The following is a 23,487-nucleotide window of genomic DNA, read 5'->3' as shown; positions in this document are numbered from 1 at the left end:
ATCATAACCCAATGGAAGCTATCACTACTATTCCCACCGTTGCTCACGTTATACAGCAAGCCTTAACCCCAGTATTCCTGTTAGGAGGAATTGGCTCTATACTCAATGTGTTAACCGGGCGTCTGGCGCGCACGGTTGATCGTTATAGAGTGTTGAATGATAAAAGTATCACTGACTCCCCCGAGTATGCTTTTGAAATGTCTCTGATACCACGTCGGGTGCGTTTAATTCAATGGGCGATTAGCCTGTCTTCGGTTTCGGCTTTGCTGATTTGCGCATCGATTGTTACCTTGTTTTTAGGCGCAGAATTAGGGTTAACTTTATCGCGAGTCGTTTCAATTTTGTTCATATTGGCCATTACGGCGTTAACTGCCAGTTTGCTTTGTTTTTTTCGAGAGATAACCCTCGCTACCGGAAATATAATTTCCAGTTAATTCTTATTGGCGTAGAATCTAGTGGCAATACTGGAGAACCTAGTACTGCCTGTACTTTTGGTTTCAATAGAAAACCTTAACGCCTATCTGCCAATAGGACATGACTATGCAAATCGCCGTATTTAAGCCCACTTTACTGGCAGCGTTTTTGATTCCCCTATTGGCATGTGGCATGCAGTGGCTGTTGTGGGATGAATTAAAACCCTTAACCTGGATTTTATTCTATCCGGCGGTTTTTTTTAGCGCACGCTATGCTGGTTTATCCGGCGGCTTATTTGCTACTTGTCTGTCGGTAGTGTTAGCCGACTATTTGTTCATGGAACCGCGTTTTTCTTTGGCGATAGCGGACACTAGAAACTGGTACTCCATGCTAGTTTTCCTGAGTATGGGGACGTTATTCAGTCTGTTTTTTGCTAAGTTACATGCTTCATGGACTGAAATAATCAGTCTGCAATCTCTGGAATTAAAAAATAATCAGCAGCGATTAACCCAAGCACTGCATGCCGCCAATGCGGGAATATGGGAGTGGAATCTACAAGACAATAGCAATCAATGGACTGATAATCTATGGAGTTTGTATGGGCTTGAGCGAAATGTACTACCTGCCAGTTATGACACCTGGTTATCGACTGTACACAATGAAGATCGGGAAGTGCTGGAAACTGCCATAAAAATGGCTGTGGAAAACCAGCAGCCGTTAAATATAGAATGGCGCTTAGCACAAACATTTAACGGTCAGGAACGTTGGCTAATGGGGCGCGGACAGCCGGAGTATAACGCGACAGGCCAACTAATATTTTATCGTGGCATTGTTATTGATATAAGTGAACGTAAATGTATCGAACAACAACTGCGTGATAAAGATACGCGCCTTAACTTCGTCCTAGATAAGCTGCAACTCGGTGTCTGGGAAATCAATTTACACACCCAGCAAGCGCATGGATCACTGCAGCATTCACAATTATTTGGATATAGTGAATTGCAAAACAACTGGAACTATAGTCGTTTTCTTGAGCATGTGGTACCAGAACATAGACAATTAGTCGAAACCACTCGATCAGAAACAAGCGTAAATTTGAAAGATTGGCATTTCGAATGTCAAATTCAGCGTGTAGATGGAGAAATTCGTTGGATTTCGGTTAACAGTTGTTATCTTTTTGATCACTATGGGCAAGTTCAGTCTATGGCGGGTCTCGTTCAGGATATTACGCAACGCAAGCAGAATGAAAATAACTTACGTTATGCCGATATTCGTTATCGAACCTTATTTGATCAAGCTGCGCCGGATGCCTTGTTTGTGCATAATCATCAGGGTAATTTCATTGAGGTCAATAAACAGGCATGTGAAAGTCTGGGTTATTCCAAGCAAGAATTATTGGGCATGAATGTGATTGATCTGGAACAGGACTTTAATCTGAGTCTTGCTCAACAGGTCTGGAATTCTGTCGTTCCTGGGGAAACGCAGATCTTACTAGGACAACATAAACGTAAAGACGGGAGCAGCTTCCCCGTAGAGGTGCATTTAGGTGTATTAGTTTTTGATGAGCAACGCTATTATATTGGTGTGGTTAGAGATATTACCCAACGCCTGGCTGCCGAACATGCCCTAAAAGACAGTGAAGCCCGCTATCGGGAAATGTTTGAGGCCAACCCGCATCCGATGTGGGTATACGATGTTGATACACTGGCTTTTCTAGCCGTTAACGATGCTGCTGTAGCGCATTATGGCTATAGTCGCGCTGAATTTTTAGCGATGACTATCAAGGATATTCGCTCTGAGGCAGAAGTTAAACGCCTAATGGAGGCCATTACGGCCAATACATTTGGTGTCAATGCTTTCGATTTGTGGCGACATATTTGTAGTGATGGACGGGAAATATTGGTAGAAATCAGTACGCATTCCATGCATTTTAGTGGACATAGAGCCATGGTGGCTTTAGTGCAGGATGTTACGCTAAGAGTTAGCATGGTGCAGCAATTACGCAAACTGTCCATGGCCATAGAACAAACCCCAGAAAGTATAGTTATTACTGACCTGAACGGTAAAATTGATTATGTGAATAGTGCTTTCCTGCGTAACTCGGGTTACAGTCAGCAGGAAGTGCTGGGTAACAGTTTTGCATTTCTAAAATCAGGCCTTACCAGTGCCGACACCTATACCTATCTATGGCAGACCTTGCATAACGAACAGATATGGAAAGGCGAGTTTGTTAATCGTCGCAAAGACGGTAGCGACTATACTGAGTTTGCCACTATTTCGCCGATTCGAGATGCGAGTGGCAAGGTCACACATTATGTCGGTATTCAGGAAGATATTAGCGAAAAGAAAAAACTGAATGCAGAACTAGCGCAGTATCGCCATCATCTTGAAGAATTGGTAGAGCAACGTACCCTAGAACTGGAACAGGCTAGATCTCTGGCTGAATCCGGCAATGCGGCTAAAACTAATTTTCTGTCCAATATGAGTCACGAAATCCGTACCCCCATGAATGCGGTGTTAGGCTTATGTTATCTATTGGAACAACGTCCATTAGATGAAGACTCACACCAGCTGGTAAAGAAAATCAACAGCGCAGGTCGTTCCTTATTATGCATTATTAACGATATACTGGATTTTTCTAAAATTGAAGCTGGTCATCTGGAAATTGAGCTTGCTCCTTTTCGACTTTCAGAAATGCTGGATGAACTGGGAAATTTAATGTCAGCGGCGGCTGTTCATAAAAATCTGGAATTATTAATTGTGCCACCAGTGGATGCCGATGCTTTAATTGGTGATGGTCTGCGCTTGAAGCAAGTGTTAATCAATTTACTGAGTAATGCCATTAAGTTTACCGAGCAAGGAGAAGTGGAGTTACGAATTACTCTGGAATCAGAGCAAGCCGATCAATTAAAACTGCGTTTCTTAGTAAAAGATAGTGGTATTGGTATTGCTGAAGATCAACTGCAAGATCTATTTTCCGCTTTTACCCAAGCAGACAATAGTATTAGTCGTCGCTTTGGTGGCACTGGACTGGGTTTGTCAATTAGTCGGCAACTGGTACAGTTGATGGGGGGCGAAGTACAGGTAAAGAGTTGTATAGGCGAAGGTAGTGAGTTTTGGTTTGTGTTGCCATTGCAACGTGATCTACAGCTAGGCATTGTTCCGGCTAGCCTGAATAACCTGCAACTGTTAGTGGTTGATGATAATGAAAATGCCTGTGAAGCCTTACAAATGACGGCAAAGAGTTTGGGTTGGCATGCACTGGCAGTGAATTCTGGACAGGCGGCTTTGTTAAAGATAATGGAGAGCAAAGATGAAAAACTACCCTACGATGTGTTTCTGATTGATTGGAAAATGCCTGGATTGGACGGGGTGGCCACCACAGAATTGATACGAAAACTACTCCCTGAAACAGGGATAGTTGCAGAAAGAATGCCTATCATATTGATGGTCACGTCTTATTCGTTAAAAGAATTGCAGCTGAAGTCTACGCCAACCCTTGCGGATGGCATACTCAGTAAACCAATAACAGCGTCTGCACTTTATAATACAGTGTGCAGAGTAATCGTTGGACGTGAGCAATCGGGTGCATCTGCGTTTTCTGAATCTACACACAGTAAAGTGCCGCGCATTCCGGGAGTGCGCGTGCTCGTTGTGGATGATAGCGAAATTAACAGAGAAGTCGCACAACGTGTGCTACAAGATGAGGGGGCGCTGGTATATCTGGCTAGCGATGGTCAAGAAGCCCTGGAATGGCTCAGTCGTGATGTTCAACAGGTAGATGTAATCTTAATGGATATCCAAATGCCACGTCTTGATGGCTACGAAGCAACTCGGCGGATTCGACAATTACCTCATTGTGCAAATCTACCTATCTTGGCGCTTACTGCCGGTGCATTCAAGAGTTTACAGCAGCTGGCATTTGATGCAGGTATGAATGATTTTATTCCTAAACCCTTCGATGTCGCACAGATGATGACATTGATACAGCACTGGACTCTGGGGGTAAGTACATTAGCAACAAATATTCACACACCTGCAGAATCCAGAAAATTAGTTGTTAAAAATGATCATTTTCCACTGTTAAGAAATATTTATGAGACAAATTTGGATATTCCCGGTGTAAATCAACAAATTGTACAAACATACTGGAAAGATGCGGCTATATATAAAACGTTTTTACGTCGTTTTGTAACTAGCTATCAACAAGCTGGGTTAGATTTACAGGCTGCGCAAGATAAAGGTGATATTAATGCCGCTAAAGCTTTAGCGCATAAGCTAAAAGGTATGGTGTCAAATTTAGGCCTGGATGTAATTACACAGCACTGTATTGCGGTTGAGCAGGCACTTGCTAATCAATTATCCTTACAAATACCCGCTCAGAATCTACAAATGGCCATTAATGAACTGGCAGCTTGTTTGACAGTGGATACCCAAGTAAATATTTTGCCTAGGGAAGACTATACTTTGGCTGGTAAACGCTCAGAAATTTTACAATTGGTTGAACAATTACAGACCGCTTTAAGCTTAAATAATCCGGGAAATGCAGAACCGCTCATGGCGGCATTGGAGGCGGAACTGGGTCATGCTGTATTAGTAGCAATTAAGGATAAGGTTTTGACTTATAGTTTTCGGGAAGCTGAAAGCTTGCTTCATGAATTATCAGTCACCATAAGAAATAGTTAACTAACCAACTAATACTATGATTAGCCACCCTATCTTAATTGTAGATGATGAACCGACGAATTTAGCGCTTCTTCATCAAATTTTGAAAGACGATTATCCGTTAATCTTTGCCAATAGCGGCCAGGAAGCTTTGCTAATGTCTGCAAAACAACCCATCAGCATGATTTTACTGGATATACAAATGCCAGAAATGAGCGGTTATGAGGTGTGTTCTGCATTAAAAGCGGATCCGATGACTGCATCAATACCTGTTATTTTTGTAACCGCATTAAACGATTATGGTAACGAAGAAACCGGTTTTCTACTCGGTTGTGTTGATTATTTGATAAAACCTGTGGTGCCGAGTTTAGTGCGTTCCCGTGTACGTACACATTTGTCGCTGGTTCAGGCTTCACAGCTTAAACAAAGTCAACGCGATACCATCTTCATATTAGGGGAAGCAGGCCATTATCGCGATAACGATACGGGTTTACATATTTGGCGTATGGCCGCTTATTCAAAAACCTTGGCAAAAGCATTGGGTTGGACAGAACCTAATGTGGAATTATTGGAACTGGCTGCACCCATGCATGATACAGGTAAGATTGGTATACCCGATTCCATACTTTGCAAGCCCGGTAAACTAACGCCTGAAGAATGGAAAATCATGCAAACCCATTCGCAAATCGGCTACGATATCTTGTCAAAATCGGATGCTCCATTATTAAAACTAGCGGCCGAAATTGCCTTACATCATCATGAGAAATGGAATGGCACAGGATATCCCAATGCTTTAAAGGAAAAGGATATACCAGAGTCGGCCAGGATAGTGGCCATTGCCGATGTATTTGATGCCTTGACCATGGATAGATCATACAAAAAAGCCTGGCCGGTAGAGCAGGCTATCAACATGATAAAGGAAAATGCGGCTCAACATTTCGATCCATATATGGTAAGTTGTTTTATGGATATTCTTCCGCAATTGTTAACAATAAAGATGCAATGGGAAAATATCGAGTCAATTTGCTTAGCATATAATAAACAGCACAAAACCCAGATATTATAGACCACCAATCCTTTCCAAAGTGAATGAACCCAAAACGCCATCTATTAAGTTGTAACTTTCCTCAGATATGAGCACAGCAAAACCAGTAACAGCGAATATTGTTTGGCACCCCAACACGGTTACTCGCGCCCAGCGCGAAGCACAAAACCTCCATCGAGGTGCCATTATCTGGTTTACTGGATTATCGGGTGCAGGCAAATCTACTCTTGCGCATGCCGTTGCGGAATTTCTACATCGTCAGGGTTGTCAAACTTTTGTCCTGGATGGAGACAATGTAAGACATGGCTTATGTAGTGATCTCAGTTTTTCCATGCAAGATCGTCAAGAAAATATTCGTCGTATCGGTGAAGTAGCTAAACTTTTTATGGAAGCCGGTATTATCGTACTGACTGCTTTTATTTCGCCCTATTGCCAGGATAGGGAAAGGGTGCGGAACAGCGTGGCAGCAAATGATTTTATAGAAATTTATTGTGATACCCCGCTTGAAATTTGCGAAAAACGCGATGTAAAAGGTATCTATAAAAAAGCGCGTGCAGGCCAGATACTTGATTTCACAGGTATCTCCTCACCCTATCAAGTACCTGAAAACCCTGAGCTGGTGGTAAATGGCACAACACCATTGCCTAGTTGTGTAGAGCAGATTATTAACCTGATTATTAAGCGAGGCATTTATTTGCCCGCAACCGAAACAATCTGAAACAGGGTTAAAAAACCTTAATGATGAATAATTTAAAGCAATTAGAGATCGATAAAAAATTGGAAACTGCTTTTGCTTATCATGAAAAAGGTTGCTTTAGCGAGGCAGAAAACCTGTACCGACAGATCGTGCATAGTCAGCCGGACAATTTTGATGCTTTACGTTTATGGGCCATGATACTGCGTAGTAAGGGTGAGCCAGCCGAAGCGGTTAAATTATTTTCGAAAGCTGTTAAAATAAATTCACTGCACCCGGGTACCTTAAATAATTTTGGCAATGCTTATACCGATCTTGGTCAATATCAGCAAGCCATCAGCTGTTATCAGCGAGCCTTGAAATTACATGCCAATTATGCAGAAGCTTTTAACAACCTGGGTTATGCCCAGTTAAAATTGCAACAGCCTAAACAGGCACTGTGCAATTTTGAGCAGGCGGTCCGAATTAAGCCTGATTATCTGCAATCCTGGCAGCAAAAAGCTACCGCAGAAATGGAACTGGGGCTTTACCAACAGCTTATCGAAAGTATAGATAAAATTCTGTCTCTAAAACCCAATGATGCCGAAGCCTTTAATCTGCGTGGCAACGCATTAATTTTACTGAATCGTGATGAAGAAGCCATCACCTGTTTTAAGCGTGCTTTATATTTAAGTCCTGCCAACGTAGCAGTTTTAACCAATCTGGGCAATATTAATTACACCCGTAGAAACTTTACCCAAGCGCTGGCATATCTGGATGGAGCCTTAGCTATAGATGCAAATCTACCAGAAACACTCAATTGCCGTGGACTGGTTCTACAGAGTATCTACCGCTATGATGATGCCATTGACTGTTTCCTCTCTGCATTGGCGATTTCTGCAAATTTTGCTGCGGCGTTGACCAATCTAGGTATAGTCTATATGGAGTTAAACCGTGCCACAGAAGCGGAGCAGTGTTTTCAGCGCAGTCTAAACATAAATCCCACTTGTGTACGAACACTGTATAACCAAAGTTTACTCACCGAAAACAAGCTAGGTAAAACCGGATTTGAGAAATTGCTTAAAATCAATCGGAATGCTCGCTCCCTGTTAGCAGAAGAAAAGTATCTTATCCATTTCGGCTTAGGACGTCATTATCATCAGGCAGGCGACTTTGATTCGGCTTTCAAACATTTTGCTGAAGGTTGCCGAATTAAAAGGGAAACTATCAACTATAGTCGCCAACATATGACTGAGCATGTCGATTCCATTATCCAGGCCTTTAATAGCGAATGTTTTCATACTTTAAAAAATACCTATTATTCTAACCAACAACCTATTTTTATCTTGGGCATGCCACGTTCAGGCACTACTTTGATAGAACAAATTCTTTCCAGTCATCTACAGGTCAGTGCGGGTGGCGAAGTGGCCGAACTTCTGAATATTAGTAAATTAGGCATAGGTATGCTTAACCAAGCAATTTCCACGACACAACTTAAAGCTAGCAATATTCAGGCTTGGGCTGCGGCTTACCACGAAGTTTTGGCAAGACTTAATTTAACGGCAACACACATAACAGATAAAACCAACGATCATTTTCTGGCTGTCGGCTTAATTAATTTGCTATTTCCGTCGGCAAAAATTATTCATGTGCGGCGTAATCCTGTCGATACCTGTCTATCTTGTTTTGTAACTGCCTTTAGGGACAGTCATGATTACAGTTATGATTTGCTCGATCTGGCGCATTATTATCTGGAGTATGACAGGTTGATGCGTCATTGGCACACCTTGCTGCCAGCACAAAATTTGTTAGAAATCCATTATGAAGAGCTAATTACAGATCAACAAGGTATTACCGGAAAACTGCTAGAGCATTGCCAGTTAAATTGGGATGATGCGTGTATAAACTTTTATCAGAATAATCGGCCGGTTCGCACGGCAAGCACTTTACAGGTACGTCACCCACTCTACAATAGTTCGGTAGAACGCTGGCGCGAGTATGAAAAACATCTAGTCCCTTTGCTGGAAGTGTTATCCCCAGTTTTAAAAAGCTAAAACTTCCCATTAACAGATTAACAATGTTTGTCTATCATTTAAAATTAAGTTAAATTGTATGTAATTGTTGTAACTATTCACCTTAGTTTTTTGTGTTTAAATTCAATGGACTATAGGATGAACAAGGTGATACGCTTTCTGGCGTTAGCATATCCTATGCAGGCTTATTTTTACGGTGAATAGTTTCAAATTGTTTACACTTTAGCCTATAAAACTGACTCGGTTTTACTGCTTCTTTTAGTTGATGGTATTAGTGATTTATTTATGAATAAACAAGTTTTTCTGATGATGTTGGCATTAATGGGTTGTACCAATCAGGCGCCAGTTTGGAAAGATCATATATTATCCGAACAAGATGCTTTATACAGACTGAATCTGTGTAAAGAAAAAAAATATCCACAAATCGAGGACAATTACTCTTCCCCTTACACCATTGCTTTGGCGCTTTCAATACAATGCCGAGCTGCCAGAAACGATTTAATTGCTGCCATTGCTTCTCAAAGCCCTGATCCAGATACAGCCTATATGAATATGATGCTGGAAAGTCAAGACCCTGCAAAAAGTACTGATGGGTTTCTTTCTTATGTGTTAGGTGCCAGAAGTGCAGATCCGCAAGTCAATCCTTGATTGACTGAATTCTAGTAAAGTTTAAGCTGAATAATGACGAAAATTTAACTATACCTGAATGGCACTGACTTAAGCCTGTTTACCTTTATCAACAATGGCACACCTGTAGAATGTGGTGAGGTAACGAACCGCATCAAGTCGACTGAATATTCAGCTTATGCCTATTCGCGGAAGATGCAGTTCGTGCCTCACCACATCCTACGTAATTATATCTTTGAATATTAAAGAAAATTCGCTTAAGTCAGTGCCATTCTAACTATACCTGATTATTACTTTATCCCTTCCAACTGTTCTGGTTTCCATCCCCCGCCCAAGCTTTTATACACAGCAATTAAATCCAGTGTGGTTTGTGCCTGTGCAGCCAGTAGCTGATTTTGCGAAGCATAGAGTTTACGTTGCGCATCCAGCACCTCCAGATAGGCGCCAAGACCTGCCTGATAGCGTCCTTGTGTTATCTGGTAGATATTTTCATCTGTGGCTACTGCCGTTTGCAAGGTCTTGGTTAATTTATCCTGCTCGCGATAGGCTGCCACGCTACGCTCCACATCTGCCATGGCAGTGATAATGCTCTTCTGATAGCTTGTTAGTGCTTCTTGTTGTCTGGCATCTGCCGCATGCAGATTAGCGGATAAAGTGCCATAACTGAGGATAGGCCATAATACATTGCCACCCATGTTCCAGGATTTACTGCTCACCTGTAATAAATTACCAGCGTTGGTGTTAAATAGACCAATAAAGCCAACCAGCGATACATCCGGAAAGAATTTGGCGACGGCAACGCCTTGTTGGGCGGTGGCAGCAGCCAGTTTACGTTCGGCATAACGAATATCCGGCCGTTGGGCTATAACGTTTGCGGGAGCAGCCAGTAGCAGTTTGTCATCGCTGCCGGGTATGCTGACCAGCGTATTAATCTGGTCATGTGCTGTACCAGGTTGTGCAGCCAATAATACATCCAAACTGTATTCGCTTTGTTCCAGCAAGCTACGGTAATAGGGCAGTTGTGTTTCATCATGTTGTTGTTGCGCAGTTACTCTAGCGACATTAAGGCCAGTATTACTGCCTACTACTAAGGTCCGGCTATTAATGCGGGTTGTTTCAGTATCGGCTGCCAGGGTATCCGTTGCGATTTTTAACTGTGCCTGTAATAGTCTGATAGTGATATAGCTATGCGCCACTTCAGCGCGTGTGCTGATTAACACATCCTGTTGCGAAATTTCCGCAGCTGCCAACTCTGCACTGGCTGATTCTGCTTCACGGCGATGCCCACCAAATAGATCCAGTTCCCAACTGGCGTCAAAACCGATTTTAAATATATTAAACGGATTTTTTAGGGCGCTGGTAATACCGTTGGGTACACTATTGGGAAAACCAATCTGGTTACGTTGCCGATTGGCGTTGAATGCCATATCACCCGTAGGAAATAATGCAGCATCTGCCCCGGCACGTAATGCCCGCGCTTCTGCTATACGGCCACTGGCCAGTTTAACATCGAAATTATTGCGTTCAGCTGTGTCGATAAGTTGCGTTAAAACTGGATCATGAAAGTGTTGCCACCACTCCGTTTCGGTACTAGCTTCTGTACCTGACGCTGGTTGATCTTGAACCGCATGCCAACGCTGGGGCAGGGCAGGTGCTGGCGGTTGATAATCAGGCCCTACCTTAAAGCATGCTGGCAAGCAAAGCAGCATGGCTAACAACTTGGCATTTGCTAGGTTTGAAAATAGAGGGTGAATTAAATGTTTAGTGTCAGGCATAGATTGGGTCTGATTATCTTATCCAAGATGTCGTCGAAACATCCAGTTGGCGGGGACTAAAGTGATAAGGGCAATGATCAGCAATGGCCATAAATTAGGTAGCAAAATGCTCAGATCAATGTCTTTGAGAAACACACCTTTGACTATAACGATAAAATGCCGCAGTGGGTTAAACCAATCCAGGTACTGTAACCAGACTGGCATATTTTCAATGGGTGATACAAATCCAGACAGTAGTACGGTAGGCATCACAAAACTAAATACCCCCAGAAAAGCCTGTTGTTGGGTTGCACAGATAGAGGAGATGAGTAGTCCAAAACCTGCCAATGCCAATATGTAAAATATCATGCTCAGGTAAAGATAAGAGAATGAACCAACAAATGGAATTTTATAAATAAAGATACCTGCCAACAGAATGATAGTAGCTTGCAGCATAGCCACTATCATGGCGGGTACGGTTTTACCCACCATAATCATGCCGGGCGTTAACGGCGATACCAATAATTGATCTAAAGTCCCCTGTTCTCGTTCGCGTGCTACCGATAGGGCGGTAACAATCAGGGTGCTGATGGTGGTGATAATGGCCACCAAGCTGGGTACAATGTGCCGCACATAATCAAGATTGGGATTGTAGCGATTACGGATCAATAGCTGTGCATGCATAAACGGCTGTTTAGTATGCAGGCCTTCCACACTAAAGGCTTGCAGGATTTGCTGCACATACCCCAAAGCTATTTGTCCACTGTTAGAGCGGCGGCCGTCCAGTAAAACCTGAATGGAAGTATTGCTGCCAGCGTTTATGTTGCGAGAAAAATCAGCTGGAATACGAATCACCATTAAGGCGTGTTGATTATCCAAAACCTGATTGATGTCTGCCTCTTTATAAAGTGAAATGAGTTCGCTGAATGCTTGCGCTTGCGAAAATCGCTGGATCAATTCAAAACTGGGTTGGCCGTTGTCTTCATTAAAAACCGCTAAGGTATTATTGTTTACCTCCAGCGTAGCGGCGAAAGGAAACAGCGCTAATTCCAAGATCACTGGCACTATCAAAATGACGCGCGATTGTCGATCACGCAGCAATGCATGTAATTCTTTAAGGATAAGGGTGGTAATGCGAGATAACATGCTTATTCCAGCCCTTTGCGTGTTTTTAAGGCTGTCAAGCCAATAAAAAATACCGAAGCCAATAGTAAGAATAAGCTGCTGCTAAACAATATTGACCAAACATTACCTACCTGAAACAATGTTTGAATGGCGGTTACAAAATAACGCGCGGGAATCAGGTAACTGACATCCTGAATGATACTAGGCATGCTGCGAATTTCGTAGATAAAACCGGACAACATCAGTGCCGGTAAAAATGCAGCATTCAGTGCGGCCTGAGCGGCATCAAACTGATTACGCAGCAGGGTTGAAAATAACAAACCAATGCCTAGGCTGCTGGCTAAAAATAAGCTACCAATTGCCCATAACACCAGTAAAGAACCTCGAAACGGTACGTTGAGCAATACTACCGAAACGGCCACGCATAAAAACAGGGAAGTAATGCCCAATACATAATAGGGTAGTAATTTGCTGAGTAATAACTCAGTACGTGTCATGGGTGATGCCAGTAAGGCTTCCATAGTACCGCGCTCCCATTCACGTGCGATAACCAGCGAAGTGAGCAGAGTACCAATGACCGTCATAATAATGGTGATAGAACCTGGAATTATATAATTTCGGCTTTCTGCAGCCGTATTGAACCAAAAGCGAGGTTCAACCCCCACAGCGGCTGGCAGTGCCTCCCCGCGTTCCTTTGCGCGTTGCCATAACCAGTCATTCCACGCCCCCTGTACATAGTTATTGACGAAATTGGCGGTATTGGGTTCGGAACCATCGCTGATCAAGAACAACGGTGCAGTGGTGGTTGTGCGTTGCAATTTAACGGAAAAATCACTGGGAATGACGACAAAGCCTCTGACTTCTTGTTTAGTCATGGCAAGTTCCATGGCATCTCGATTTAAACCCGTTGTCACTGTAAAGTAAGGGGAGCCGTAAAGATTATCGGCAAAATGCCGAGCCTCTGTGCTGGTATCTTCCAGCACTAAACCCACGCGCAACGCACTAGCATCCAAATTAATCCCAAACCCAAAAATGAATAATAATACAACGGGTAGTATGAAAGCGATGATGTGACTACTGGGGTCTCGCAAAATTTGTAAGGTTTCTTTTAAACATAAGGCGCGCAGACGTCGATATGAAAGGCTGTTGTTCATGCCGATGTCTCTTCATCCTGGTGCTGCACCAGACTAATAAATGCATCTTCCATGCTGGGATCGGGCGCTTGGCTGGTAGCGACTTGTGCTTTTAGCTCATCTGGTGTGCCTGCAGCGATAATGCGTCCCCGATACACCAGGGCAATACGGTCGCAATATTCAGCTTCATCCATAAAATGGGTGGTGACCATGACCGTGACACCTTTTTCGACTACACCATTGATATGTGTCCAGAACTCACGACGCGTGACTGGATCAACACCTGAAGTGGGTTCATCCAAAAATAATATTGGCGGCTCGTGCATGACCGCACACGCCAAGGCCAACCGTTGTTTAAAACCGAGAGAAAGCGCATCCGGTGTCGTATCAAGAAACGGTTGCAACTTGAATACCTCAATCATGGCCTGCATGACTTTATGCTGTTGTTCGCCGCGTAATCCGTATATGCCCGAAAAGAATGACAGGTTTTGCTTAACCGACAAACCGCCATACAGAGAAAATTTCTGGGCCATATATCCCAATTTTTGCCTAGCCAGACTGCCGGAGGATTTAAGGTCTATGCCCATTACGCGTGCCGTACCTGATGTGGGTGCCAGTAAGCCGCACATCATTCTAAAGGTGGTGGATTTGCCTGCGCCGTTCGGTCCTAACAAGCCAAAAATTTCGCCACGTTTAACAGCAAAATTGACATGATCAGTGGCAGTAAAGTCTGCAAATTTTTTGGTAAGTTCGACAGCTTCAACCACGGTATCCGTATTTCCTGTAATGGCTTTTAAGCGCTCCGCAAGTACAGAATCGCCACCTGGTCCACCGCCGAGAGCTTCAATAAATGCATCTTCAAAGCGCGGTGCTACATGAATAATTTCTGCTGCAGCACCAGCGTTTAGCACTTGCAGATCGGGAGCTTGTGCATCTGCACGTAATACCAGTCTGATATTGTGGCCCTGGATGACACCATCCATCACTTCTGGGCAGCGTAAGGTGCGTGCCAGCAATTGGCGGCGATTGCCGCTGATGTGCCGAATTTGCAAGCTGCGCCCCTCTATACGTTGCGTCATTACTTGTGGTTTACCGTAAAACAGCAGTTGACCTTCGTTCAATAACAACACTTCATCACATAACTCGGCTTCGTCAAGATAAGCGGTACTCCACACCACGGTAATACCTTGTTCAATCAGCACATGCACCATCTTCCATAATTCGCGCCGGGAAATAGGATCCACACCCACGCCCGGTTCATCCAGTAACAAAAGACGCGGTTTGCCGATTAAGGCACAAGCAAGCCCCAGTTTTTGCTTCATTCCACCTGATAATTTACCGGCATAACGGCTACTGAAGCGGGTTAAATCAGTAAAATCCAGCAGGCGTTTAAAGGTTGCGGTGCATTCTTCGCCGATCACACCGCGCAAATCGGCATGTAGTTGCAGATTTTCCAATACCGATAAGTCTTCGTAAAGACCAAATTTTTGCGGCATATAGCCAATAAACTCTCTTAATTTTACGGCATCTTTAATGGGGTCCAGTCCATCTATACTAATCTGTCCGGCACTGGGTGCCATTAATCCAGCCAATAGACGAATTAGAGTCGTTTTACCAGCACCGTCTGGCCCAACTAAGCCGGTAATGCAACCCGGTGTTAAGGTTGCTGAAATATTGTTTAAGGCTGGTTTTGTTGCCCCTTTAAAGATCTTTTGTACATTATTTACACTGACTAGTGCGTCACTCATGCGTAATCTCTGAGTTTGCAACATGCGAATTTTCATCAGCGAGCTTAATAGTCACTGGCATGCCTTGCCGCAAAGTTTCATCTGGATGTTCCACCACTATACGCAAACGGTAGACCAGGGAAGTACGCAATTGCGTAGTCTCTACGGTTTTAGGGGTAAATTCTGCGCGCGGGGATATAAAACCAATCTTGCCACTAAACGGCTGGTTTTGGTGGGTATCGCTATATATATGGACCTGAGAGCCCGGATGTATGCGTCCCAGATCGGGTTCGTGTACATAGGCCCTCACCCACACAGGGTTTTGTAAGGATAGAGTAAAAACAGTATTACCTGCCTGTAAGATGGCACCTGCTTCCTGCGCACGAGTTAAAATTATGCCCGCATCGGGCGCGCTGAGTACACTATCTTTAACTTGCAGTAAGGCATTGGCCAAGCTGGCTTCGGCCTGTTCCAGATCAGCTTTGGCCTGGGCTTTGTCTTCACTCCGATATCCCGCTTCTAACAAGCCTAAATTTTCCCGTGCGGAAGTGAGACGCGCTTCGGCTTCATGGTAGTTGGTTTCTGCGTTATCCCGATCCTGAGTGGAGATACCTTTGATTTGCAATGTCTGTTCGGAACGTGCTAATAAAAGTTTGGCATTATTGGCGGTGGCTTCGCGCTCATGTACCAGAGATTTGGCTTGCGCAATTTCCTGCGGACGATTTCCTGTTTCGCGTAACTTTAAACGTTCGCGTAGCGATTTGACTTGAGCAGTGACGTTAGCCACTTGATGGCGATAGGGTTCGTCGTCCAGAGTGGCGAGTACATCGCCTTTTTTAACTTTATCGCCTTCATCCACATTCAACTTAGCCAGCCTGCCAGCCACGCGAAATCCTAGATTGACTTCGCGAATATCAACGTTGCCATACAGAATCAGAGTATTGTCTTTTACGCTAGTATAGTCATGATATAACCATGCTAACCCTGCAAGGGTAAGCAGAAGAACAGTAACAACAATCAGTTTTTTTTTCACCAAGAAAGCTCCGTCTTAAAGATAAGTCAACAAGGTTGATTAGTTGCCTGAAATTACTCGTTGTAAACTGTATCTGTAACTGCTAATAACTATTGAATAGCATAGTAGTAACAAACATTGCTTGTAAAGTGGTAATCTGGTTTTTTTAGTTGTCTCTAACGATGGGGTTATTCTACTCCTTTTTTGTGTCAGGCAGCAGAGGGTCAAGTTAAGAGGGGGCGGATATGTAAAACAGATTGGGCTATTAAGCCCAATCATTAAAGTTGACTACGCTAAATTTTCTAAATCTATAATTTATTTAATGACTGGAATGGGTAATTTGATGGGGTTTTTACTTATTCATACTTTAAATTATAGTTTAGCGGTGTTAATGGTTGGGCTGCCAAGCCCAACCGTATAAACATTTTTAGGCATGGGTATCGATAGTACCACCCTTGCTACCATCATGATCGCCATCCGAATCTCCCTCAGTTGAATTAACCTGGGTTGTTGCCGGTTGCTGCGGTGTCACTACGGCGGGTTTAACAGGCTGTATGTATGTATTCGCTGAAACAGGACTTGTAGCAGATATTGATGACATGAGTCTCTCCTTGAATTGCAATGAGTCGGAGAGTAAATCCGACCAATAAGTTAGCGGTAGCTGGTACGAATTCTTTAAATATTTTGCAAGTGAAATATATCGTATCCCTATATTTTTTTATAAATAGGCACCGTCAATCTGATTAATTATTTTGTAACAATAAACTGATAATGTTGATGGGTTATAGCGATAGGATAGCTATATGATCTTAAATTCAATGCTTTGGTTACTAATTGGGAAATTTTTTAATGCGTTCAAATAATAATAGATACTTACGTCAGGCAATACGTACAGCCTTAACTGGCGGTTTGGTATTGGGCTACTGTTCATCAGCCGCCTACGCTGACTTAGGTTCCACTGGTTTTACAGCTGGAAATTTGGTTATCAGTACTGTTTCTGGTAATACTCTTGATGCAGCATCACCTATTACTTTGCAGCAATATGCGCTTAGTAACAATGGAACCACTGCTACATTGAACGGTAGTATGGTCCTTGCGCAAACCAATAACGGCAGCAATTCGGCAATTTCGGGTGAATACGGCACCGCTTCTGAAGGCATATTGCAACAGTCTACTAACGGAAAATACCTGACTCTAATGGGTTATGGCGTTAATGCTGCAAACTTTAATTCCTACGCAGGTACTACAACATCGCCTTATGGCACTACAGCACTGGGCCAAACTACCAGTTTGACAGCTGCTCAGCAAAATGTTGCAACACCTTTAAATACCGTATCACGTGTGGTGGCACTGATAGGTGCCAATGGTAATGTGAATACCAGCACTGCATTAACCGGTGTATTTAACACCAATAACCCACGTAGTGTGGCTACCGTTGATGGAAGCTCATTCTATGTCGCTGGCCAGGGTGCAACTAAAACCGACACGGCAACACAAGGTGTGTTTTATACTACCTTAGGTGCAACAACAGCAACGCAAGTATATAGCGCTACAGATAGCCGAGTTGTAGAAATAGCAAAAACACCTAGTTTTAATGCCGCTACCACGACTAATACGCTATTGGCATCACGCGATTCCAACCCATCAGGCACTGCCACTCCTACAAATCCTAGTGTTGCGGACGTATCGATTTTAAAAGATGCTACAGGTGCAATGCCAACCTCTGCAGCGGGTGTAACTGACACTATTGTGGTTCCAAGTACTGGAGCCCCAAAATTTCAAGATACCATTACTGTAACAACAGGTAACGAAAATGGTGTTAATAATAGTCGTTTGGGTAGTTTTGTATATCTGAGCCCTGAGCAATATTTCTTTGCCAGCACTAATGGCGGTACTAATAACGTCATGTATGTAGCTGACAGTGGTCAACCTAAAAATGGCAGTGCGGGTGCAGCAGGATTAGGCGAGGGCGGATTGCAAAAGTGGGAATTAACCAGTAATGGTAATTGGGTGTTAGATTATGACCTAGTTGCCGGTTTAAATCTGGTGGATAATAAAAATGCCAATTCCGCCACTCCAACCGCACCTGGAGTGACTGGTTTGTTTGGGTTAACAGGTGAGGTTGTCACCATCAATGGCGTGCAGGTGGTTGAGCTGTTTGCCACCAGTTATGGACTGAATGAATTATCGACCAGTTATTTATATGAAATTACCGATAATTTGGCAAATAAAACGATAGCCGGCGCAGCCAATGAAGTGGCCACTGTTTTAGAAACAGCACCAACTGGTGTTGCTATTCGTGGTGTAGCATTTGCACCCACGGCGGCTGTTGCTGCGGTGCCATTACCACCCAGTCTGTTAATGATGCTGACAGGTATAGGTTTGACAGGATGGTTAGGCAAACGTAATAAACGTAGCTAAGCGTTTAATCTTAAAGTTATTGTAGCCAAGGACGGCGCAAAAATAAAAACCCGCATTATGCGGGTTTTTGATTTTTTTTGATTTAATACCCTAAGCCAATATCATTGCCACAAAGCCAAAAAAACCAAGTATAGTATTCTGTATTTACCCGGCAGGAAACCCGTTTAAGTGGATACCATCAGTATACGTGGCGCTCGTACGCATAATTTAAAAAATATTGATCTAGATTTGCCCAGAGATCAACTCATTGTGATTACCGGCTTATCCGGTTCTGGGAAATCGTCTTTAGCCTTTGATACCATCTATGCCGAAGGCCAGCGCCGCTATGTGGAATCACTGTCTGCGTATGCTCGGCAATTTTTATCCATGATGGAAAAACCCGATGTTGATCATATTGAAGGCTTATCGCCTGCTATCTCCATTGAGCAAAAGTCCACCTCGCATAATCCCCGTTCTACGGTAGGTACTATTACCGAAATATACGACTATTTACGTTTGTTGTATGCCCGAGTGGGTACACCCCGCTGCCCTGAGCATGGTATTTCTCTGGAAGCACAAACCATTAGCCAAATGGTCGATCAAGTGCTGGCACAAACCGAGGGCGAACGCTGGATGTTACTGGCCCCGGTGGTGAATGCTCGTAAAGGTGAATACGTATCGCTATTGGGCGATTTACGTGCGCAAGGCTTTTTACGTGCGCGTATCGATGGCGAAGTCTACGAACTGGACGAACCACCTAAACTGGATTTAAAAAAGAAGCACAGTATAGAAGTCATTGTTGATCGTTTTAAAATCAGAGACGACATGAGCTTACGACTGGCAGAGTCATTTGAAACTGCCTTAAGGCTGGCTGATGGTCTGGCGATTGCCGCCAGTTTGGATAGTGACAAACAAATGGTTTTCTCTGAACGATATGCCTGTACAGAATGTGGGTATAGCATCAGCGAACTGGAACCGCGCATCTTTTCCTTTAACAACCCTAAAGGTGCATGTCCCAGTTGCGATGGTTTGGGGGTACGCCAACATTTTGATCCGCAACTGGTGGTACATAACGAACAATTAAGTCTATCAGCAGGTGCAGTGCGTGGATGGGATAAACGCAACGCTTATTATTTTCAGATTATCTGCGCGCTTGCCAAGCATTATGGCTTTGATACAGAAACACCGTTTGCGGAATTACCCAAAGCCATACAGGCGGTCATTTTATTCGGCAGTGGTACTGAAGTTATAGAGTTTGTGTTAAACATAGGCAATGGTAAACACAAACACAGTAAATATGCCTTTGAAGGTATTATTGCCAATATGGAACGCCGCTATCACGAAACTGATTCGCAATCTGTACGTGACGAACTGGCAAAGTATTTGGCGCAACAGACTTGCACGGTGTGCGCGGGTGCCCGGCTTAATGTAGCTGCTCGCAATGTGTTTGTGGCAGAACAACCGTTACACCAGCTAACACGGCTGCCGATTAAACAAGCTTTAGAGTTTTTTACCCAACTGCTCATTCCCGGCCATCGTGGTGAAATTGCCGCTAAAATTAATAAAGAAATTAAAGAACGTTTGGAGTTTTTAGTCAACGTGGGGTTGGATTATTTAACCCTGGATCGCAGTGCCGATACCTTATCCGGCGGTGAAGCTCAGCGTATCCGTCTTGCCAGCCAAATTGGTGCTGGTTTGGTCGGCGTTATGTACGTGTTAGACGAGCCTTCCATAGGCTTGCACCAGCGCGACAACCAACGCCTGTTAAACACCCTGTTTCATTTGCGCGATTTAGGCAATACCGTTATCGTGGTAGAACACGATGAAGATGCCATCCGCGCAGCGCAATATGTAGTCGATATTGGCCCAGGTGCGGGTGTACACGGCGGGCAAATTGTCGCGCAAGGCTCACCAGAGCAAATTATGGCTAACCCAGCCTCGTTAACCGGACAATACTTGTCGGGTGCTTTAAAAATTGACATGCCTGCCAAGTTGACCCCACGCAATAAAGCCAAACTGATCACCATTAAAAACGCGCACGGCAACAATTTAAAAAATGTGACTGTCAGTTTCCCTGTTGGCTTGCTAACCTGTGTGACAGGGGTTTCCGGTTCCGGCAAATCTACTCTGGTTAATGACACCTTATATTGCCATGCGGCGCGTTTGATCAATGGTGCAGGCTGCATTCCCGCACCCTGTGCTGCTATAGAAGGGTTGGATCAGTTTGATAAAGTGGTGGATATAGATCAAAGCCCGATAGGGCGCACCCCACGCTCTAACCCCGCCACCTATACTGGCATATTTACACCGGTGCGCGAATTGTTTGCGGCTACGCCAGAAGCCCGCTCACGCGGCTACACACCGGGTCGCTTTAGTTTTAACGTTAAAGGTGGGCGCTGCGAAGCCTGTGCGGGTGATGGTGTAATTAAAGTAGAAATGCATTTTCTGGCCGATATATTTGTGCCTTGTGATAATTGCCACGGTAAACGATATAACCGCGAAACCTTGGAAGTCCGCTATAAAGGTAAAACGATCCACGAAGTGCTGGAAATGACGGTAGAAGATGCCTTACAGTTTTTTTCTGCGGTGCCCGTATTGGCTCGCAAGCTGCAAACCTTGCTGGACGTGGGCTTAAGTTATATTACCCTGGGACAAAACGCCGTTACCCTGTCAGGTGGCGAAGCGCAGCGGGTAAAACTAGCCAAAGAACTGTCAAAACGCGATACCGGTACTACGCTTTACATACTGGACGAACCCACCACCGGCCTGCATTTTCAGGATATTAAACAACTATTAGCGGTCTTGCACACCCTGCGTGATCACGGCAATACGGTGATTATTATCGAACATAATCTGGATGTGATTAAAACCGCAGACTGGATAATCGATATGGGTCCAGAGGGCGGTAATAACGGTGGTACCCTGGTGGCAGAAGGTACGCCAAAACAGATAGCCAAGCATGCTGGATCGCATACTGGGGAATATTTGAAGAGGTTTTTTTAGCGTAACTTGGATTTTTGTTCTTCAAAAATTAACGGAAGATGCACTTCGGCTTGTTAAGCACATCTGCGAAGTCATGTGAAGTACAAAGCTTGCGATCAGTGAGTTGGCAGCACCCTATAGATGCTGCCATGTTATGTCCTTGATTATAGTTATAAGAAAACTGCATGCACGTTTATTGGATGCAAACCGTTAAGCTGCCAACGCCGAAGCCTTCGTTGTTGGTTTGTCCGAGCGATTTGGCTAAAATACTAAGAGCAGAGGAATCCTCAGTTGGGAAACAATAGCCGGTTGAAAATCCACCTAGCGTGGGTGCATTACTCAATACCTGCGACATTGAACTGAAAGAATCGCTAAGATGGTTATCCGCCAATACGCTGCCGATAATTTCGATAACTAGGCTAGGTAGCCAAGGAATATCGGTCAGTAATCCATCGACACTTGCATTAGGCGAGACATTTTCTATCTTAATACATGAGGGTGGAGTCGCGGCGCACATCTGGTCTCCGGCAGTGCAGCAAAGGGCATCTTTATTATGAATAACTAGGTTGTAGGTTGGACTTGCCGACACGCTGAGTCCCCAGCCAGCGTCGATACCCGTAATATATTGTTGTACAGCGAGATGTGTCGCGTCGATACGCTTTGTCGTGGTAGGGATTCCCTGTAGCCCTGCGTTGTCTCCTCTATTATTTGCCGGATTTCTGAGTTGACTACCAACGGTACCATCAAGAAGCGAGATGAGCTCCTTTGCACGGTAACCGCCAAAATAGATTGGTGTGTGGGGTGGGAGTATGCCTAATCGTTCTAATTGACCAACATTTTGTGGATTGATATCGGGTGGTAAGAAGTTTTGCCAGTCTGCACTTGAACGAAGTTGAGCGAAGGACACCTCTATCGGTGCGGAGGAGGAAACCTTTTGGCATGTCACGCCATTGCTGCCGAACGAATGGGAGTAGATGGTTCGATTGTCAACCAGAAGCTCGTATGCGTTGACGCAAAAGGCATTGTTGTCTGGCGTTGAGATTGTCAGGTACTGGATATCCGATTGCTGAGAAATATTGTGGGTATCGAGGTTGTATTTGATATTGGAGCCAACTGTGAAATCAGCTTTTGTTGAGTTGAGCCAAGTATTATTGCCATGACCCAAACTGACCACTACGTGCTCGTTGGGTGCACCTGCGTAAGACGCGGTGGATAGTTGCAGGCGCAGCTGAATAAGTTTTGCTGGAAACAAATAGGCGCTTTTGGTGAATCCGAAGGCCCAAGGTGATTGCGCACAGGTATAGCCGCCATGAGTCACCTCACACGTGTTGCCAAACTGTTCTACGACATAATAACCGTATTCACGATCTGGGGTTAGCCCTGTTGGCGGAAGAGGGCGCATGCGTTGAACACCCGAATCTGTGTAGGTCATGGTCCCAGTAGGCAACGACTGGAAGGTGGCGATAACCTTTGGCGATCCTGATGGGTTACCATCCAGATCGTAGACTTGGCGGTATAGCGTTGTATAGGTGTTCGTACCTGACTCTTGCCATGACAAGGTTAGCGAGTTTGATGTTGCCATAGTGACATTGACTTGACTTGGCGCTTTCTCTGGAACGGGTGCGTACACATATCCACCCGATGGTGGCTGGGATATTCCTCCCCCAACGCCGGATAAAAGTTGTTGAGCAAAACTGGGGGTTGTTATAGATAATTCGGCGCACAGTACAAAAAGCCATTTAAGACATAAAATGCTGTTTTTCATTTCAATTACCCTTAAGAGAGTGGTTTGCATATTGAAAGAGTATTCTCAATATAAGTAATAGCCCTCTGCAATGATTAATCACAGAACAGCTATGTTGAGCTGAAAAAATAGCAATTTATGTTGTTGAGTTCT

The 23,487-nt window shown here is 44.1% G+C and carries 15 protein-coding genes; 8 read left to right on the top strand and 7 right to left on the bottom strand.

Annotated features, from left to right (window positions below; all coding sequences use genetic code 11):
* Nucleotides 1-11: 11 nt before the first annotated feature.
* From ABH008_RS13800 to ABH008_RS13775, 6 genes are all read left to right on the top strand, one after another.
* Entirely contained in the window at nucleotides 12-434 is a 423-nt protein-coding gene (locus ABH008_RS13800) for a DUF2721 domain-containing protein (RefSeq protein ID WP_347986199.1), read from the top strand.
* 106 nt (nucleotides 435-540) lie between these two features.
* On the top strand, nucleotides 541-5,100 hold the full coding sequence (locus ABH008_RS13795) for a PAS domain S-box protein (RefSeq protein ID WP_347986198.1): 4,560 nt from the start codon (nucleotides 541-543) through the stop codon (nucleotides 5,098-5,100).
* Between the two features lie 16 nt (nucleotides 5,101-5,116).
* Entirely contained in the window at nucleotides 5,117-6,145 is a 1,029-nt protein-coding gene (locus ABH008_RS13790; protein ID WP_347986197.1) for an HD domain-containing phosphohydrolase, read from the top strand.
* A gap of 67 nt (nucleotides 6,146-6,212) precedes the next feature.
* Entirely contained in the window at nucleotides 6,213-6,842 is a 630-nt protein-coding gene (gene cysC / locus ABH008_RS13785; RefSeq protein ID WP_347986196.1) for an adenylyl-sulfate kinase, read from the top strand.
* 20 nt (nucleotides 6,843-6,862) lie between these two features.
* The gene (locus ABH008_RS13780; protein WP_347986195.1) at nucleotides 6,863-8,851 is read left to right on the top strand and encodes a sulfotransferase; all 1,989 of its coding nucleotides are present in this window, start codon (nucleotides 6,863-6,865) and stop codon (nucleotides 8,849-8,851) included.
* Between the two features lie 264 nt (nucleotides 8,852-9,115).
* Nucleotides 9,116-9,478, top strand: a complete 363-nt coding sequence (locus tag ABH008_RS13775; RefSeq protein WP_347986194.1) for a hypothetical protein — start codon at nucleotides 9,116-9,118, stop codon at nucleotides 9,476-9,478.
* Nucleotides 9,479-9,747: 269 nt separating this feature from the next.
* On the opposite strand, the gene ABH008_RS13770 is transcribed toward ABH008_RS13775, so the two are convergent.
* The 6 genes from ABH008_RS13770 to ABH008_RS13745 all read right to left on the bottom strand — a co-directional run bounded on the left by ABH008_RS13770 (nucleotide 9,748) and on the right by ABH008_RS13745 (nucleotide 16,809).
* A complete protein-coding gene (locus ABH008_RS13770) occupies nucleotides 9,748-11,232 on the bottom strand; it encodes an efflux transporter outer membrane subunit (RefSeq protein WP_347986193.1) in 1,485 nt (494 codons plus the stop codon).
* Between the two features lie 18 nt (nucleotides 11,233-11,250).
* Entirely contained in the window at nucleotides 11,251-12,357 is a 1,107-nt protein-coding gene (locus tag ABH008_RS13765) for an ABC transporter permease (RefSeq protein WP_347986192.1), read from the bottom strand.
* 2 nt (nucleotides 12,358-12,359) lie between these two features.
* On the bottom strand, nucleotides 12,360-13,490 hold the full coding sequence (locus ABH008_RS13760) for an ABC transporter permease (protein WP_347986191.1): 1,131 nt from the start codon (nucleotides 13,488-13,490) through the stop codon (nucleotides 12,360-12,362).
* On the bottom strand, nucleotides 13,487-15,217 hold the full coding sequence (locus ABH008_RS13755) for an ATP-binding cassette domain-containing protein (RefSeq protein WP_347986190.1): 1,731 nt from the start codon (nucleotides 15,215-15,217) through the stop codon (nucleotides 13,487-13,489). Before ABH008_RS13755 ends, ABH008_RS13760 begins: the two co-directional genes overlap by 4 nt.
* Nucleotides 15,210-16,229, bottom strand: coding sequence for a secretion protein HlyD (hlyD, locus tag ABH008_RS13750; RefSeq protein ID WP_347986189.1), 1,020 nt, complete (start codon nucleotides 16,227-16,229; stop codon nucleotides 15,210-15,212). The genes ABH008_RS13755 and hlyD overlap by 8 nt, the downstream gene beginning before the upstream one ends.
* Before the next feature lie 406 nt (nucleotides 16,230-16,635).
* Nucleotides 16,636-16,809 (bottom strand): hypothetical protein, encoded by a 174-nt coding sequence (locus ABH008_RS13745; RefSeq protein ID WP_347986188.1) that lies wholly within the window; start codon nucleotides 16,807-16,809, stop codon nucleotides 16,636-16,638.
* A gap of 248 nt (nucleotides 16,810-17,057) precedes the next feature.
* Between ABH008_RS13745 and ABH008_RS13740 the strand changes: the two genes are divergently transcribed.
* Both ABH008_RS13740 and uvrA read left to right on the top strand, forming a co-directional pair.
* Nucleotides 17,058-18,629, top strand: a complete 1,572-nt coding sequence (locus tag ABH008_RS13740) for a hypothetical protein (RefSeq protein ID WP_347986187.1) — start codon at nucleotides 17,058-17,060, stop codon at nucleotides 18,627-18,629.
* A 168-nt stretch (nucleotides 18,630-18,797) separates the two neighbouring features.
* A complete protein-coding gene (uvrA, locus tag ABH008_RS13735) occupies nucleotides 18,798-21,611 on the top strand; it encodes an excinuclease ABC subunit UvrA (RefSeq protein WP_347986186.1) in 2,814 nt (937 codons plus the stop codon).
* Between the two features lie 172 nt (nucleotides 21,612-21,783).
* Here uvrA and ABH008_RS13730 read toward each other — a convergent pair whose 3' ends face one another.
* The gene (locus tag ABH008_RS13730; protein WP_347986185.1) at nucleotides 21,784-23,355 is read right to left on the bottom strand and encodes a hypothetical protein; all 1,572 of its coding nucleotides are present in this window, start codon (nucleotides 23,353-23,355) and stop codon (nucleotides 21,784-21,786) included.
* Nucleotides 23,356-23,487 lie beyond the last annotated feature (132 nt).

Origin of the sequence: Methylomonas sp. AM2-LC, from assembly GCF_039904985.1 — a bacterium.
Taxonomy (GTDB): Bacteria; Pseudomonadota; Gammaproteobacteria; order Methylococcales; family Methylomonadaceae; genus Methylomonas.
Note: the sequence above shows the minus strand (reverse complement) of the source record. Positions and strands in the feature narration are given on the sequence as shown.